This window comes from Mesorhizobium sp. M0029 (assembly GCF_040323735.1).
Lineage (GTDB): Bacteria > Pseudomonadota > Alphaproteobacteria > Rhizobiales > Rhizobiaceae > Mesorhizobium.
Genome location: NZ_JAMYVF010000010.1, coordinates 61,801 through 78,478 on the forward strand (window position 1 = coordinate 61,801; position 16,678 = coordinate 78,478).

The window sequence follows — 16,678 nt, forward strand, 5'->3', positions numbered from 1 at the left end:
GGTTCAGCGGCTGGTCAGGAAAACCGCTTCCTCGTCGTCGCGCTGCCTGCCGCCCAGTGCTGCCGCAGCGCTGGCGATGAAGGCGCCGATAACCAGCGACAGGGCGCCAAGCAGTGCGAAGGTGGCGCTGCCTTTCCGGGCGGCGTCGGCGGCCTGCTTGGCCTTGACCTTTGCGTCCTCGACCCTGGCCACCAGGGCGTCGACACGCGCCTTGGCGTCAGCCTCGGAAAGCCCGGTGCGGGCGGCGACGAGCTGCGACAGATAGGTCTTGTCGTCAGCCGAAATTTCGCCTGCCGCCGCACTGGCGATGAGGATGCGCGAAGCCTGCCCGGCCGCAGCCGCATCGCTGTCCGGATTGGCCGCCGCGAGCCTGGCGGCATCAGCCGGACGGAACAGCGTATCCACGAGATAGGATGTCGCATTGTCGGCCGGTGCGCTGCCGGCATTGGCGGACGCGCTGGCCGAAGCACCCATGGCGGCGCCCGAGGCAACAGTAGAAGCCGCCTGCACGCCTGAACCAAGCACTGCCGACAGCGCCGACCCGAGAATGCCGACGACCAGCAATGTCGCCAGCGCCCAGGCGAGGAGGCCGTGCGCGGTGTCACGGAAATAGACCTCGTCGGTGTGGATGCCGACCCATTTGGTGCGCAGGCGTCCGGCAAGATAGCCACCGACCCCGGAGGACAGCCATTGCACGATGATGAGCCAGATGGCGCCGGACACCGCGAAGGTGGTCAGCGAGGCACTGGCGCCGGACCACGGCGAGACCATGGTCAGTCCCAGCCCCGAACCGAGCAGCATGAGGATGAAGGTCAGCGTCGAGGCCGCGAAGGCGCCGGCGATGATCGGACCCCAGCTGACGGCCGGGGCGGAGGATTCTGTTGAGGCGGATACGTCGACAGCCGATACGGTGGACTGCATCGACGCCTCCTACCGTACGAACAGCATGATGAGAATGATGATCGGGATCGGAATACCGAGCAACCAGAGCAAAATACCGCGTCCCATAAAGAGCCTCCCTGCGAGAAATTGATCGATGTCGTCACAATGTTCCTGAGCGATTTCCGTTCCGAAGGGCAATGAAATGATTTGCTTGCCGGGAACGGAACCATTTTCCGCGCGGCCCGAGGCACGACTGCGAAACTGTGGATTGGTTCACGGAGTTCCACATGGGCTGCCGTGTATTGTTGGCTCGGTGAGCCGGGGGTAGCATGAGCGATCCCGCCGTCGGATGTCGTCAACGGAGACGCTGATGCCCAAGACTGTCGCATCGCTGGCTTACAAAAAGGCGCAGCCCGGCCAGGCGGTGGTGATCGTGCACGGCATGGGCGAGCAGCGGCCGATGGGTACGCTGAGGGGATTCGTCCAGGCGGTCTGGAGCAGCGATCCCACCCGTGCTCCACCCTACGCCCAGATTCCCGATCCGGCCGTTTCCGGCGCCACGATCAACCAGAGCTGGATCACGCCCGACAGCCGGACCAAGTCACACGAGCTGCGCCGCATCACCACGCCCTACGACGTCGATGGCCGCCGTACCGATTTCTACGAGCTTTATTGGGCCGACATCACGCAAGGCACGACGCGCGGCCGGCTGGCCGCCTGGGTTACGAACCTGTTGTGGCGCAAGCCCGCCGACATTCCGCTCGACGCCCGCAAGCTTTACGTCGCCACACTTCTGATCGTTATCGTCATTCTGGGCGCAGCACTCGTGCTGGCAACATCGGTCTGGCAACAGGCCGTTACCTTGACGACCGGCCTGATGATCACCACCCTCGCTTCTTTTGTCATCTGGGCGGTGGATCAGTTCGCCCTGCCCTATTTCGGTGACGTCGCCGCTTATGTGCGCGCCGAGGCGGCGACGATCGAGAAGCGTGCGCTGATCCGCGACCGCGGCCTGACGTTGCTCAAGACGCTGATGAAGGACGATGCTTACGACCGCATCGTGCTAGTCTCGCACAGCCTGGGGTCGATCATCGCCTATGATTTGCTGCAGATCCTGTGGGCCGAGTTCCGGCCGCGAAGGCTGGAAGCGGTCCGCGACAAGGCCAAACTGGCGGCGGTCGAGGCCATCGACAAGGCAACGCTCGGCTCTGATGGGTCAGCGTGGCCAAAGAACCTTGAAGACCTCGCCGGGTTCCGGCGCGGCCAATGGGCGCTCTACCAGCAGCTTCGGGCCAAGGACGCCGACCACCCGCTGCCCTGGAAGATCAGCGATTTCGTCACGCTTGGCAGTCCGCTCTCCCACAGCGAATTCCTGGTGACCTACAATCTCGCGGAATTCAGGCGTGGCCTTGCCGAGCGCCTGTTCTCGGCCTGCCCGCCGATTGCCGATGACGGGCGCCCCGGCGGCACCGTGCTTTACCGGGAAGGACACAGCCAAGGCAAGGCGCAGCGCGCAGTGCATCATGGCGCGGTGTTTGCGGCAACGCGCTGGACCAACGTCTACGACCGCGGCAATGGCTGGGCGACAGGCGATCCGATTTCCGGTCCGATGACGGAAAACTTCGGCCCCGGTGTGGAGAACATCCAGATCGAGCTTCGCAGCTCACTTGGCCGTATCTTCACGCACACGCTTTATTGGTCATCGACGGCAAACGGCGTTGAAATCGCCCCGCCGGCGGGCACCGCGCCGCGCTCGCATCTGCAAGTGCTGCGCGACGTGGTGGACCTCGGGCGAAAGCTGGAACCAAAGGCCTGACCCCGGAGTGGAGCTTCGGCGGCAAGGCCCCCGCCATCAAATGTCCAGATTGGCCACCGACAGCGCATTGTCCTGGATGAATTCGCGCCGCGGCTCGACCTCGTCGCCCATCAGCCGCGAGAACAAGCTGTCAGCATCGGTTGCGTCATTCACCTTGACCTGCAGCAGCGAGCGCACATTCGGGTCGAGCGTGGTTTCCCAGAGCTGCTCGGCGTTCATCTCGCCGAGGCCCTTGTAGCGCTGCATAGTCAGGCCCTTGCGGCCGGTCGCAAACACCGCGTTGAGCAGCGCCAGCGGCCCCGAAATGGTTTCGGAGACATCCTTGCGGCGCAGCACCGGCGGCTCGCCATAAACCTCCATGAGGCGCGGAGCATAGCGGTCGAGCTGGCGTGCGTCGGCTGAATTTATCAGCCCGGCATCGAGCTGCGCGAATTCCTTGACGCTGCGCACCGTGCGTTCGAACACGTAGCCGCCGACGCCTTCATTGGAGGTCGACAGCCGGCCGGTCCAGCCGCGCTCGGTGTCCTCGGCGATGATGTCGAGGCGCTGGGCGACGCGTTCGGCCATGGCGTTGGCGCGGCCGAGATCGTTCAGCACATCGGCATTGAGCGCACCGGCGATCGCCGCCTGTTCGACCACACCCCTGTTGTAGCGCGTATGCAGCCCGTTGATGAGCTGGCGTACTGCCAGTGCATCGTCGATCGAGCCGCGCAGATCCTGTCCGGCCCGCGCCTCGCCGGAGGCAAGCGTCAGCGACGCCTCTTCCAGCCCGGAGCCGATCAGGAATTCCTCGAAGGCGCTCTCGTCCTTGATGTATTGCGAGCTTTTTCCGCGCGTCACTTTGTAGAGCGGCGGCTGGGCGATGTAGAGATGGCCGCGCTCGATCAGCTCCGGCATCTGGCGGAAGAAGAAGGTGAGCAGCAAGGTCCTGATATGGGCGCCGTCGACGTCGGCGTCGGTCATCAGGATGATCTTGTGGTAGCGCAATTTGTCGGCGTTGAACTCGTCCTTGCCGATCGAGGTGCCGAGCGCGGTGATCAGCGTGCCGATCATCTCGGAGCCTAGCATGCGGTCGAAGCGGGCGCGCTCGACATTGAGGATCTTGCCGCGCAGCGGCAGGATCGCCTGGTTCTGGCGCGAACGGCCGCCCTTGGCGGAGCCGCCGGCCGAGTCACCCTCGACGATGAAGATTTCGGATTTCGCCGGGTCGCGTTCCTGGCAGTCGGCAAGCTTGCCGGGCAGAGAGGTGACGCCGAGCGAGCTTTTGCGGGTGATGTCGCGGGCCTTGCGCGCGGCTTCACGCGCCGCGGCCGCCTGGATCACCTTGTCGATGACCACCTTGCCCTCGGTCGGGTGTTCTTCCAGCCATGTGCCAAGCGCCTCGTTGACCAGGCCTTCGACCACGGGCCGCACCTCTGACGAGACCAGCTTGTCCTTGGTCTGCGAGGAGAATTTCGGGTCGGGCACCTTGACCGACAGCACCGCCGTCAGGCCTTCGCGGCAGTCGTCGCCGATCAGCGCCACCTTTTCCTTCTTGGTCAGGCCCGACGATTCGCCATAGCCGGTGATCTGGCGCGTCAGCGCGCCACGGAAGCCGGCCAGATGGGTGCCGCCATCGCGCTGCGGGATGTTGTTGGTGAAGGCCAGCACGTTCTCGTGGTAGCTGTCGTTCCACCACATCGCCACTTCGACGGTGATGCCGTCGCGCTCGGCCTTGATGGCGATCGGCTTGTCGATCAGCGGTTTCTTGACCCGGTCGAGATATTTGACGAACTCTTCCAGGCCGCCATCATAGTGCAGTTCGTGGCGCACGAGATCGGCATGGCGGGCATCGGTCAAAATGATGCGCACCCCGGAATTCAGGAAGGCGAGCTCGCGCAGCCGGTGCTCCAGCGTGCCGAAGTCGAATTCGACCATGGTGAAGGTTTCGGACGACGGAAAGAAGGTGATCTCGGAACCGCTGCGGCCCTCATAGGTGCCGGGCTGCTTGTTCTGCTCATAGCTGCCGGTGGCCTTGAGCGGCGCATCGGCATTGCCATGCGTGAAGCTCATCTCGAAAATCTGGCCGTTGCGGCGGATTTTCAGCTTCAGCCAGGCCGACAGCGCATTGACGACCGAGACGCCGACGCCGTGCAGGCCGCCAGACACCTTGTAGGAATTCTGGTCGAATTTGCCGCCGGCATGCAGCTGCGTCATGATCACTTCGGCCGCCGAAATGCCTTCGCCAGTGTGAATATCGGTCGGAATCCCGCGGCCATTGTCGATAACGGTGACCGAACCGTCGGGATTAAGCGTCACCGTGACCAGGTCGGCATGGCCGGCCAGCGCCTCGTCGATGGCGTTGTCGACCACCTCATAGACCATGTGATGCAGGCCCGAGCCGTCGTCGGTGTCGCCGATATACATGCCCGGCCGCTTGCGGACAGCGTCCAACCCCTTCAAAACCTTGATGGAATCGGCGCCGTATTCGGCCTCAGCGCCGTTGGCGTTGTCGCTTTGATCGCTCATGAAAACCTGTCTGATTGATGCCGCATGCTCAGCGCGAAAAAATGGCTTCGAATCACGCCGCTTTGATGTCCTAGATATAGGCGCAAAAGGCGGTTTTTCCAAGGTTTGCGGGCATTTCAGGGCTGAATCCCGAGCTGGCAGCCGGCTATTTTTTCGCGGCTTTCAATTTGGCCAGAAGACGGCGCAGATATTTGATCGTGGGTTTGTCCCTCGGCGCCAGTTTGCCTGTGCGGTCAAGCTCCAGCGTCAGGTCTAGCGCCTGCGACAACACAGCCTTCGGATTCTTCGCCACATAGGCATAGTTGATGTAGGCCTGTACCAGATCGAATTGCCAGATCGCATTGTCCGGATCGGACAGGGCCAACCGCTGGCGGATGGCCAGGCTGGCTTCGAAGGCCTTCTTCGAGCCCTCATAGTGGCGCTGCTTGGTCTCCAGCAGGCCTATTTCCTCGAACGTGATCGACAGGTCGCGCTGCCAGTCGGAATTGCCCGGGTCGAGATTTGCCAACCGGTCGGCAATGACGAGACTGTCCTGGTAGTTCTGCAAAGCACCGGCGATATCGCCCTGGGCATCAAACACGCCGGCAATTTTTTCCAGACAGACCGACAGGTCGCGCTGCCAATCGGTGTTGCCTGGGTCGCTGGCGGCAAGGTCTCGCGCCGTGGCCAGCGCCTGCTGGTAGGCCTCCAACGCGAGTGGCCAGTCCTTCTGGTCGCCGTAAGCATTGCCGATCTTGGCGTAACCGACCGACAGGTCGCGCTTCAAATCGGTGTCGTTTGAGTCGCGGCGCACCAGCGCTTCGGCGATTATTTGGCTCTTGTTGTAGGCGTCGAGCGCGCCCGCAGCGTCGCCACGCTCGCGCAGGACGTCGCCGATCCTTGTGTAGCTGACGGAGACGGCGCGCTGATGCCTGGGGTCGTCGGGGTTGTTCTGCGCCAGCGCCAGCCGAATTCTCAGGCTCTCTTCGAATGCAGTCTGGGCGCCATCCAGCTGGCCGGCGGTACGGGCAAGACCGCCGATTTCGTCGTAGGTAATGGTCAGGTCGCGCAGCAGATAGACGCTGTTCGGCTCGGCATCGGCCAATTGCTGCTTGATGGACAGGCTTTGCTGGTAGGCCTGGGCTGCCGCACCCACGTCGCCTTGCGTGGCCAGCACATTGCCGATCTTGTCATTGGCCATGGCGAGATCGCCGAGCCAGTCCTTCTTGTCCGGCACGTCTGTGGTCAGGCCCTGCAACATGTCCCTGGCCGCCTCATAGTTTTGCAGGGAGGCCGGCAGATCGCCTTGCGCCATCTTGATGTTGGCGAACTTGATATGGCCGATGGCCAGGTCGCGCTTGACGCTCGGATCGGTTTCCTGGCGCGCTCGCTGCTCAAGATTGGCGACCAGCGCCGCAAAGGCGCGGCTGGCGGCGTCGGTGTTGCCGACCGTTGTGTAGAGGATGCCGAGCTCTTCCAGCGTGCGGCTTTGGCGGTCGGCCTGTTCCAGGCTGAGCGAGGTCTGCCCGGCTTCGCCATAGAGCGCCAGCACCGTTTCATAGTCCTTGATGGCGGTTGCATAGTCCAGGGTGGCACGCGCCGCGCCGCCCGAGAGAAATCGCGTCGCGGCTTCGGACAGGGTGCGGCTGACGAAATTGGCCTTCAACGCCTGGCGCGAGACATTGTCGACGTCGGCGGCCTTGGCGAGGATCACGCGTGCGCCATCGAAAGCGCCGAGCGCCAACTGTTCCTCGGCCTGGCGGCGCAGTTCGGTCACCTGCGGGTCGTCGGCGGCCAGCGTCTTCATCTCGCCGCGCACCTTGACGAAGGCGTCGGCTGCCTCGCGCAGCTTGGCGTCCAGGCTTTCGCCGGAGAGATGGCTGGTGTCGGAACTGATCAGCGCGCCATAGAGCGGCGCCAACGGCATGTCGGCATCGCTGGCGACACGCTCGACCGCGCCGCGCATTTCCGGCGTCACATCGGCCATGGCAAGCAACAGCCGCTCCCGCTCGGGCAGTTGTTCCTTGGCCGCCGAGGCGAAGAACAGCTTCGGCAGCCCGCTCTCGACGTAGGGCAGCTGTTTCCCGCGCGAAAGGTCGTAGACCTCCTGCTGCACCAGCGTCAGCACCGAGCGGATTTCGAGCCCGTCGGTGCCGAGATATTTGGTCAGCGCCGCCGTAAAAGGCGAATTGGCCCCGGTTCCGTCGGCAGCCGTCTCGCCGGGCGCCGCCGAAAAGGCGAACAGGATGTTTTCCGCCTTGCCGACGCGTCCGAGGCCCGGCTTGATCTTGTCCACCAGGCCCTTGATCAGCGATGTCGCGCCGCGTCCGTCGCCGCTGCCGCCCGTGAACGGATCGCTGCGGCAGGCGTCGAGCACGATCAGCCCGACCTTGGCCGTGGCGGCCACCGCGTCGCGCACCTCTTCCAACGGCAGGCTGGTCTTTTCCAGCTGATCGAGCGAGGAGGCATCGGCATCGACCGGCAGCAGCCGGTTGTCGCCGGAGATTTCGACGCCATGGCCGGAGAAATACACCAGCGCCACGTCGGCGCCCTTGGCATCCTCGCGAAAATCATCGAGCGCACGGCGCATGCGCCTGAGATCACGATTGGTCTCAAGCACGACTTCGAAGCCGAGCTTCTTCAGCGCCGCTTCCATCGCCTCGCCGTCATTGACCGGATTGGCCAGCGGCCGCACCAGCCGGTAGTCGTCCTCGGCAATGACCAACGCCACGCGCCGCGCCGCCACCGCTGTGGCGGTGGTCGCAAGCATCAACAGCAAGGCAAACAACAGGCGCAAATCGAACCGCCCCCGGCTCAGTCACCTGCCGACCATTCCACCTCTTTATGGCGCGAGCAAGCCGGGGCCGGCTGCGTTACGCAGCCCGCATCGGCTTCAGCGCCTCGCTCCAGCGCGAGAGCTCGTCAAGCATGGTCTTGGTCCCACCCTCTACCTGCTCACTAGCCTGGAAGGAGCCGTCGCTCTCCAGCAGTTTCTGATACATCGGCAGCGCGACGCCTTCCGAGATGGGCATGACGCCCACCGCGGTCAGCAGCGGCTTCAGCGCCTGCGCGGCGCGCAGGCCTCCGGAAACGCCGCCATAGCTGAAGATGGCGGCTGGCTTGTATTTCCATTCGCGCGCAAGGTAGTCGATGGCGTTGACGATCGCAGGCGCCACGAAATAATTGTACTCCGGCGCCACGAACACGAAGGCGTCGGCGGCATCAATGACCTTCGACCAGGCTTTGGTGTGGTCGTTCTGGTAATTGCCGAGCCTGGGGTGATGCGGCTCGTCCAGAACCGGCAGATGGAACGTGGCAATGTCGGTCAGCACCGGTTCGAATTTGCCGTGCTCGCGGGCAAAATCCTCCAGCCAGTGGGCGAAGACCGGCCCGGCGCGGCCCGGCCGCGTGCTGCCGATTATGATGTTCAGCTTGTGCTTCAAGCGGACTCTCCTGGGCGATTGGCAGTAGCTGTTGGTAACTGTCACCTATGGCAGAGTGTCCAACCGGACAAGCCGCAACCGTTTCACCGGCGGTCACGATCCGATGAACACACCGTCTGTCGGGCACACCGGGCGCTGCAGCGTTTCAGTTTGCCGTTCGGTCACATGGACGCCCGGATTGCCAGCCACTACATCTGAGCTATCAGCGGAGCACCTCATGGACACGCAGCCCGTCCCCTTCGTGCCGCCGGCGCCCAAGCCGCGCACGACGCCGCCTTCGACGCTGGAGATGATGCGGATCGTCTACCGCAATCCGCTCGAACTGTGGGGCGAGCACACCTACAACGAGCCCTGGATTTCGGCGAATGGCGTCGGCGGGCATCTGATCGTCGCCAACGATCCCGGCCTTATCCGCCACGTGCTGATCGACAACGCCAAGAACTACAAGATGGCGACGGTGCGCCAGATGATCCTGCGACCGATCTTGCGCGACGGGCTGTTGACCGCCGAAGGCGAGGTGTGGAAGCGCTCGCGCAAGGCGATGGCGCCGGTGTTCACGCCGCGGCATATCTTCGGCTTCGCCGAGCCGATGCTGCGCCGCACGATGCAGTTCGTCGCCCGCTATGACGAAGGCGGCATGACCGATGTCGCCCATGACATGACGCTGCTCACCTATGATATCCTGGCCGAGACGCTGTTTTCGGGCGAGATTGCGGGCGAGCCCGGCAGTTTCGCGCAGGAGATCGACCGCCTGTTCGAAACCATGGGCCGTGTCGATCCGCTCGACCTGTTGCGCGCGCCCGAATGGCTGCCGCGGCTGACCCGCATCCGCGGCCGCAAGACCATGGCCTATTTCCGCAAGATCGTCACCGATACGGTCAAGATGCGCGAGGAGCGGCTGAAGCGCGACCCCGACACCGCGCCGCAGGATTTCCTGACGCTTCTGCTGCGCGCCGAAGGCCCCGACGGGCTGACGCGGGCGGAAGTCGAGGACAACATCATCACCTTCATCGGCGCCGGCCACGAGACCACCGCGCGGGCACTAGGCTGGACGATCTACTGCCTCGCCGAAGCGCCGTGGGAGCGTGAAAAGGTCGAGCGCGAGATCGAGGCCGTGCTGGCGCGCGAACCCGACCCAACGAAATGGCTCGACGCAATGCCGTTCACCCGCGCCGCCTTCGAGGAGGCGCTGCGGCTTTATCCGCCGGCGCCGTCGATCAACCGCGAGCCGATCGAGACGGAGACCTGGAACGATCTGGTGCTCCCCAAGCGCGCGGCCGTACTGGTGATGCCTTGGGTCGTCCACCGCCACAGAAAACTGTGGGACATGCCCGACGCCTTCATGCCCGAACGCTTCCATCCGGGAAACCGCGAGAAGATCGACCGCTTCCAGTATCTGCCGTTCGGCGCCGGTCCGCGCATCTGCATCGGCGCCAGCTTCGCCATGCAGGAGGCGATCATTGCGCTGGCCATCATGCTGTCGCGCTTCCGCTTCGATGTGACCGCCCAGACCAAGCCGTGGCCGGTGCAGAAACTGACGACACAGCCGCAGGGCGGCCTGCCGATGCAGGTCACGCCGCGCGTTTAACGGCGCAACGCCTTGTTACGCGATGCCGGCGGGCTTGCGCTGGAATTGGCCTGCGGCGCGGAAGCGCCAGAGATAGCTGGGCAGGATTGTGCCGATAGACTGCGGCTGGATGTCGAGGCCGGCAAGGTTCCGGTTGGCCTTGTTGGCCTCCTCCGACACGATGTTGGGCTGGCGCAGCAGCAGCACCTGGTCCTTGGTCAGCAACGGGTTGGGCAGCAGGCCGAGGATCGAGGCCTGCAGATTGGCCATCCACCACGGCACCGGGACCAGGAGCCGCTTGCGCTCGATGACGGTGAGCAGCTCTTCCATGCACTGCTTGAAGGTGAGCACTTGCGGCCCGCCGAGTTCATAGATCTGGCCGCCCTTGATCTTGCCCTCGACCGAACGCGCCACCGCTTCGGCGACATCGCCGACATAGACCGGCTGGAACTTGGTCTGGCCGCCGCCGATTAGCGGCAGCACCGGCGAATAGCGCGCCATGTCGGCGAAGCGGTTGAAGAAACTGTCCTCGGGTCCGAAATTGATCGACGGACGGAAGATGACGGCGTCCGGGATCGTCTCCAGGACGGCCTTTTCGCCGAGCGCCTTGGTGCGGGCATAGTCGGATTCGGCGTTGAGGTCGGCGCCCAGCGCCGAGATGTGGGTGAGCCCTGCGCCGACCGAGCGTGCGGCTTCGGCGACGGCGCGGGCGCCGAATTCGTGCACGGTGTTGAATTTCTGCCGGCCGCTTTCATGCGGGATGGCGACCAGATTGATGACATGGTCGGCGCCCTGCACGGCGCGGTCGACAGACCAGCGCACGCGCACATTGGCCTGCACCGGCTGGATCTGGCCGACATTGCCGAGCGGCTGCAGATGTCCCGCTAGATCGGGCCGGCGCACCCCCACCCTGATGCGGTAGCCGCGCTTGGCCAGCGCCCGCACGATGTGGCGGCCGACGAAGCCGGAGCCGCCGAAGACGACCACGAGCTTGGGGATCTGCAGGATTTCGGTCATGGCTGGCTCCGGCGCTCGAAAGCTTGGCTGAAGCCGTTTCATAGTCCGTTTTGGGCCAGAGGCAAAGGGTGACGCGTCGTCGCTGCCACCCTCTTATGGACCCTTCAGAACGCCTTGCCGAGGCGCGCGTCGACCGACTGGCGGTTGCCGCCGCGGATAACGAAGAACAGCAGGATCGCCGCCCATAGAAGCGACTTTTCAGCGCCGGAAAAGCCCTGGCCGACAGTGATCCAGTGGAACCAGACGGTGACCAGCAGCACGATCATACCGGCAAAGGCTGCGGGCCGAGTCAACAGGCCGATGGCGATCAGAATGCCGCCGAAGAATTCGGTGCAGGACAAAAGCAGCGACCAGAACGCGCCGGGATAGAAGCCGAGGCCTTCGACCATCTCGGCGGTGCCGAAAGGGTTGGTGATCTTCTGCGAGCCGTGAATGGTGAGAAACCCGCCGGCGACGACGCGCAGAAGGGTTTCGGCGCCATCATACAGCGACGAATACAGGCGGCCAAACACCGGAACGATAAGTTTGCCCCGGGAAGCGTCGGTGGTTGCGGACATCGTAGCTCCTGTTGTTGTGACGATCCCTTGCAAACGCCCGATGGTTCCGGCAAGTCAAGTTAACAAAAGTTAACTTCGCCATCATGTTTTAGCACACAGAGCACGAACGCAGAAAACCCCGCCGAAGCGGGGTTTTCCGGGTGACGCAACTGTCGAGACAGAGCGCAACGCGGCGGATAACCTGAGACGGCATACGCCCGCCCGGGCCCTAAACGCATCCGACAGAAGACACCGACCGGGCAAACCCGACCCGGCAGCTATTGGTCGTTGCGATCGGTAGAAAGGTTCAGCCAGGTCGCGTTGTCGCAGGACCGCTTCAGCCCGAATAGCGCTCGGCGAACTCGGAAATGCGCTGCACCACGGCTTTGGGGGCATTGATGCCGCGCGCCTGCGCCTTCTCGGCCGCTTCGGCCCGCGCCCGGCCCGGAACGTGCACGCCAAAGCGCCGGCGCAGCCGGTCGAGCTGGTCCTTCATGCGCTGCTCGAAATCCGGGTCGAGCAGCTTGGGCTCGACGGCGAGCACGAACAGGCCGGTTCCCGGGCTGTCCGATCCGCCGGAGAACCAGGGCGCGTCGAGCGACCAGTTGGCGCCCGACAGGCCAGCCGCCAGCACTTCGACCATCAGCGCGATGTTGGCGCCACGCTGGCCGCCGAAGGCCAGCATGGCGCCCTTCATGGCAGCGGCCGGATCGGTGGTCGGGTTGCCGCTGGCGTCCAGCGCCCAGCCTTCGGGGATCTTCTTGCCGTCCTCGGCCGCCTTGCGGATGTTGACGAAGGCGGTGGCGCTCGACGACTGGTCGATGACCAGCGGCGCGCCCTCGGCGGCGGGTGCCGCAAACGACATCGGGTTGGTGCAATAGACCGGCTTGACCGAGCCCGAGCCTGCCAGCACCGCCGGCCCGTTGGTGGCGGCGAAGGAGACCAATCCCAGCTGCGCCAGACGCCCGGTGAAATAGCCTAGTGCGCCGCACGTATAGGCGTTCTTCTGCGAGAAGATGGCGACGCCGAACAGCTTTGCCGCCTTGGCGAGGTCGTCGATGGTGCGGTCGAAGCCGGTATGGGCGAGGCCGCCACGCGCATCGGAGAGATAGACGGCGAGCGCCGGCCTGGTGATCACCGGATCGGCATTGCCGTCGATGCGGCCGGCTTCCAGCGCTTCGAGGTAATCGATGAAATGGGTCAGCCCGACGGTCGAAAGCCCTTCCGCCTCGGCGGCAATGATCGAGGCGGTGAGCGACCGCGCCGCCTCCTCATTGGCGCCGGCGCCGAGCGCCGCCATCCGGCACAGCCCTGTTGCCTGGTCTAGAGAGAGTTGCATGGTGCGGACCCGATTGGTGGTGAGAGTGAGTAGGGAGTAGTCAGTAGGGAGTAGCGAAAGCAAGCGGTTTCCCGGTCATATGCTGACTACTCACTACTGCCTGCTCACTATTCCCTAGCCCACCTTGTTCGGTATGCGCGCCTCGATCTTGCTGAATGCAAACACCAGTATGCCGGTGATGATCATGTAGATCAGCGCCAAAAGCAGCAAGGGTTCGTAGGTGAGGTAGGTGTCCTGCCGGACCTTGGACGAGACTGCGAAGATGTCGATGACGCTGATCGTCGCCACCAGCGGCGTCGACTTCAGCTGCAGCACGGTTTCGCCGGTCAGCGTCGGCAGCGCCCGGTAGATGGCCTGCGGCAGCCAGATGCGGCGGAAAATCTTCCAGCGGCTCATGCCGAAAGCGCGGGCCGCCTCTAACTGCCCCTTCGGCACGCCGGCAAAGGCGCCGCGCATTACTTCGCCCTCATAGCCGGCGAAGGACAAGGTCAGTGCCAGCACGCCATAAGGCCAGGCTTGCCTCAGATACGGCCACATCCAGGATTCGCGGATCCAGGGAAATTGCGGAAACAGCGAGCCCAGCCCGTAATAGAGCAGCCATAGCTGGATCAGCAGCGGCGTGCCCCTGATGACGGTGCAGAATGTCCTGGCGGGGGCGGAAAGCCAGAACGGGCCGGCGGCCTGCGCCAGCCCGAGCGGCACGGCGAGCAGGAAGCCGAGAAAGCAGGTGACGGCCAGGATCCACAGCGACCGCCAGATGCCGAGAAGCCCCATTTCGTAATATTGCGGCAGCCAATCCCAGCGCATGAAGAAGGCTGCGCCGAAAACCAGCGCGATCGCGACCAGGATCAGCACGATGCGATGCGGCTGCAGCCACAGCGACGTGCGCGCGGCAGCGTTGATGATGGTCGCCTCTCCGGCCATCAGCGCGCATCCTTGAGCGACGGCATACCGCGCCGCGACCAGGCCTCGACGCGGCCGATGAGCAGGTTGGAGACCAGCGACAAGATGAGATAGAGCACGCCCGCGGCGAAAAAGAAGGTGAAATAGGCTTTGGTGACCCCCGCAGCCTGCCGCGTCGCCAGCGCCAGCTCGTAAAAGCCGACGACCGCCAGAAGGGCCGTATCCTTGGTGGCGATCAGCCACAGATTGGCGAGCCCGGGTATGGCGAAGGGCAGCATCGCCGGCAAGGTGATGCGCCGCAGCATGAGCCCGGGTGACATGCCATAGGCGCGGGCGGCTTCGATCTGGCCCTGCGGTATGGCTAGGATGGCGCCGCGGATCACTTCGGTCGAATAGGCACCCTGGACAAAGCCGAGCACGGCGATGCCCGCGGCAAGGCCGCTGATGTCGACGCGCTGGTAGCCCATTGCCGTCAGCGCCTGGTTGATCAGGTCCGTCCCGGCATAATAGAGCAGCAGGATCAGCACCAGTTCGGGCACGGCGCGCACGATGGTGGTGTAAACCGCCAGCAGGTCGCGCACGACCGGACCGCCGTAAAGCTTGCCAAAGGCGCCACCGGTGCCGATCAGGAGACCGAGGACCGTGGCGCCGAGCGCGATCTCGATCGAATGGAGCAGTCCAAGCAAGAGCGTGCCGCCCCAGCCCGGCGGATTCGGCGAAAGGAGCTCTATGATGCCGGCCGCCGAGGCCGAAAGAAGTGCGTCGATCAGCGTCGCCCCCGGATGCTGGCTCTAACCGCCGACGGCAGCGCCGGCGGCAAGCATGTCTGGGAAAGATCGGGCAGGGAGGCATGGCGCTAACGCCATGCCCCCTAGCTCATGCGAGGATCGTCAGTTCGACTGCGCGCCGCCACCACCGTAAATGTCGAAATCGAAGTATTTCTTCGATATCTCGTCATATTTGCCGTTCGAGCGGATCGCCTTGATGCCGGCGTTGATCTTGGCCTTAAGGTCGGTGTCTTCCTTGCGCACGCCGGCGCCCACGCCCGGTCCGAGCACTTCATCGTCCGGAGCCACCATGCCCTTCAGATCGCAGCAGGCCTTGCCCTGGTCCGACTTCAGGAATGCGTCGAGCGCGATCGAATCCGCCTGGACGGCGTCGAGGCGGCCTGCGGCCAGATCGTTGTTGGCTTCGTCCTGCGTCTGGTATTCCTTGATCTCGGCGGCCGTGGGGCCGAAATGCTTCTTGGCATAGGCCGAATGGGTGGTCGACACCTGCACGCCGAGCACTTTGCCCTTGAGATCGTCCGGCGTGGCGCCGAATTTCTGGTCCTTCGGTCCGATGATGGCGGTCGGCGTGTTGTAGTACTTATCCGAGAAGTCGATGGTCTTCTCGCGTTCGGCGGTGATCGACATCGAACTGGCGATGACGTCGATCTTCTTGGTCGTCAGCGCCGGGATGATGCCGTCCCAGGCGACAGGCGTGATGACGCAGTCGAGCTTCTCCTCGGCGCAGACGGCGTCGATGAACTCGATTTCCCAGCCAACCCATTTGCCGGAAGCGTCCGGCGAGGTGAAGGGCGGATAGGGCTCGGCGGCGACACCGATCTTGACCGGATCGGCCTTGGCCACGCCCATGGCGGCAACGCCGAGCAGCAGCGCTGCGGCGAATGTTTTCAGAACAGTCTTCATGTCACGACTCCCAGTTTGTTGTTGGTTCCCGGTTTTCTTCCGTCCCGGCTTGTCCTAGCCGATGTTGCGGATGAACTGCTTCAGCCTTTCGGATTTCGGTGCGCCGAATATCTGCTCCGGCGGCCCCTCTTCCTCGACCAGCCCGTTGCAGAGGTAGACGACATGGGTCGCGACCTCGCGGGCGAATTTCATTTCATGCGTGACCAGCACCATGGTGCGGCCCTCGCGCGCCAGGTCGCCGATCACCTTCAGCACCTCGCCGACCAGCTCCGGGTCCAGCGCCGAGGTCGGCTCGTCGAACAGCATGACGCGCGGGTTGATGGCCAGGGCGCGGGCGATCGCCGCGCGCTGCTGCTGGCCGCCCGAGAGATAGGCCGGATAGACGTCGCGCTTTTCGGCGAGGCCGACGCGCGCCAAAAGCTTTTCGGCTTCCCTGATCGCCACGTCGCGCCTGACGCCCAGAACATGCACCGGAACCTCGATGACGTTCTCGATCAGCGTCATGTGGCTCCACAGGTTGAAGTTCTGGAACACCATGCCGAGCTTGGCGCGGATGCGTTCGATCTGCCGGCGGTCGGCAGGCACGGTGTGGCCGTGGCTGTCTGCCTTGAGTTTGATCTCCTCGCCATTGACGCGGATGATGCCGCTGGTCGGATTTTCCAGGCAGTTGATGCAGCGCAGCAGCGTCGACTTGCCGGAACCCGAGCCGCCGATAATGGCGATCACCTCGCCGTCGCGCGCCGACAGCGATACGCCTTTCAGCACATGCAGATGGCCGAATTTCTTGTGCAGGTTCTCGACATGGATGGCTTCGGCGGCGCCGTCCTGCGCCTTGCCGGATTGGACTGCGGCGGTTCCCGCCGCGCTCACCGGGGAACCTCTGCCACAGGGTCCACGGCAGATCGTCGAACGTCTATCCGGCTAATCAACATACGCTGTAATGCCCACTCCAGACTTCAGCATGGACCCAACAGCGCGAGCCCGTCAATCCCGCTCA

At 64.1% G+C, this 16,678-nt stretch carries 13 protein-coding genes; 2 read left to right on the forward strand and 11 right to left on the reverse strand.

Annotated features, from left to right (window positions below):
• Positions 1 to 3: 3 nt before the first annotated feature.
• On the reverse strand, positions 4 to 921 hold the full coding sequence (locus NKJ76_RS17790; RefSeq protein ID WP_352538000.1) for a hypothetical protein: 918 nt from the start codon (positions 919 to 921) through the stop codon (positions 4 to 6).
• A 331-nt stretch (positions 922 to 1,252) separates the two neighbouring features.
• Between NKJ76_RS17790 and NKJ76_RS17795 the strand changes: the two genes are divergently transcribed.
• A complete protein-coding gene (locus tag NKJ76_RS17795; RefSeq protein ID WP_031199333.1) occupies positions 1,253 to 2,698 on the forward strand; it encodes a hypothetical protein in 1,446 nt (481 codons plus the stop codon).
• Between the two features lie 36 nt (positions 2,699 to 2,734).
• On the opposite strand, the gene gyrB is transcribed toward NKJ76_RS17795, so the two are convergent.
• From gyrB to NKJ76_RS17810, 3 genes are all read right to left on the reverse strand, one after another.
• Entirely contained in the window at positions 2,735 to 5,206 is a 2,472-nt protein-coding gene (gyrB, locus tag NKJ76_RS17800) for a DNA topoisomerase (ATP-hydrolyzing) subunit B (RefSeq protein ID WP_023671333.1), read from the reverse strand.
• Positions 5,207 to 5,351: 145 nt separating this feature from the next.
• The gene (locus NKJ76_RS17805; RefSeq protein ID WP_352538001.1) at positions 5,352 to 7,982 is read right to left on the reverse strand and encodes a caspase family protein; all 2,631 of its coding nucleotides are present in this window, start codon (positions 7,980 to 7,982) and stop codon (positions 5,352 to 5,354) included.
• A gap of 76 nt (positions 7,983 to 8,058) precedes the next feature.
• A complete protein-coding gene (locus NKJ76_RS17810; protein ID WP_023729733.1) occupies positions 8,059 to 8,628 on the reverse strand; it encodes an NADPH-dependent FMN reductase in 570 nt (189 codons plus the stop codon).
• A 217-nt stretch (positions 8,629 to 8,845) separates the two neighbouring features.
• Between NKJ76_RS17810 and NKJ76_RS17815 the strand changes: the two genes are divergently transcribed.
• Positions 8,846 to 10,216 (forward strand): cytochrome P450, encoded by a 1,371-nt coding sequence (locus NKJ76_RS17815; protein ID WP_352538002.1) that lies wholly within the window; start codon positions 8,846 to 8,848, stop codon positions 10,214 to 10,216.
• A gap of 15 nt (positions 10,217 to 10,231) precedes the next feature.
• Here NKJ76_RS17815 and NKJ76_RS17820 read toward each other — a convergent pair whose 3' ends face one another.
• The 7 genes from NKJ76_RS17820 to NKJ76_RS17850 form a co-directional block, all read right to left on the reverse strand.
• The gene (locus tag NKJ76_RS17820; protein WP_023732640.1) at positions 10,232 to 11,212 is read right to left on the reverse strand and encodes a complex I NDUFA9 subunit family protein; all 981 of its coding nucleotides are present in this window, start codon (positions 11,210 to 11,212) and stop codon (positions 10,232 to 10,234) included.
• A gap of 104 nt (positions 11,213 to 11,316) precedes the next feature.
• The gene (locus NKJ76_RS17825) at positions 11,317 to 11,769 is read right to left on the reverse strand and encodes a DoxX family protein (protein ID WP_023755780.1); all 453 of its coding nucleotides are present in this window, start codon (positions 11,767 to 11,769) and stop codon (positions 11,317 to 11,319) included.
• 316 nt (positions 11,770 to 12,085) lie between these two features.
• Positions 12,086 to 13,087 (reverse strand): Ldh family oxidoreductase, encoded by a 1,002-nt coding sequence (locus tag NKJ76_RS17830; protein WP_352538003.1) that lies wholly within the window; start codon positions 13,085 to 13,087, stop codon positions 12,086 to 12,088.
• Between the two features lie 114 nt (positions 13,088 to 13,201).
• Complete coding sequence (locus tag NKJ76_RS17835) at positions 13,202 to 14,011, reverse strand: ABC transporter permease (protein WP_023732642.1); 810 nt, start codon at positions 14,009 to 14,011, stop codon at positions 13,202 to 13,204.
• A complete protein-coding gene (locus tag NKJ76_RS17840; RefSeq protein ID WP_196814080.1) occupies positions 14,011 to 14,724 on the reverse strand; it encodes an ABC transporter permease in 714 nt (237 codons plus the stop codon). The genes NKJ76_RS17835 and NKJ76_RS17840 overlap by 1 nt, the downstream gene beginning before the upstream one ends.
• Positions 14,725 to 14,880: 156 nt before the next feature.
• The gene (locus NKJ76_RS17845) at positions 14,881 to 15,681 is read right to left on the reverse strand and encodes a transporter substrate-binding domain-containing protein (protein ID WP_023671323.1); all 801 of its coding nucleotides are present in this window, start codon (positions 15,679 to 15,681) and stop codon (positions 14,881 to 14,883) included.
• Between the two features lie 54 nt (positions 15,682 to 15,735).
• Positions 15,736 to 16,551, reverse strand: a complete 816-nt coding sequence (locus tag NKJ76_RS17850; protein ID WP_023671322.1) for an ABC transporter ATP-binding protein — start codon at positions 16,549 to 16,551, stop codon at positions 15,736 to 15,738.
• Positions 16,552 to 16,678 lie beyond the last annotated feature (127 nt).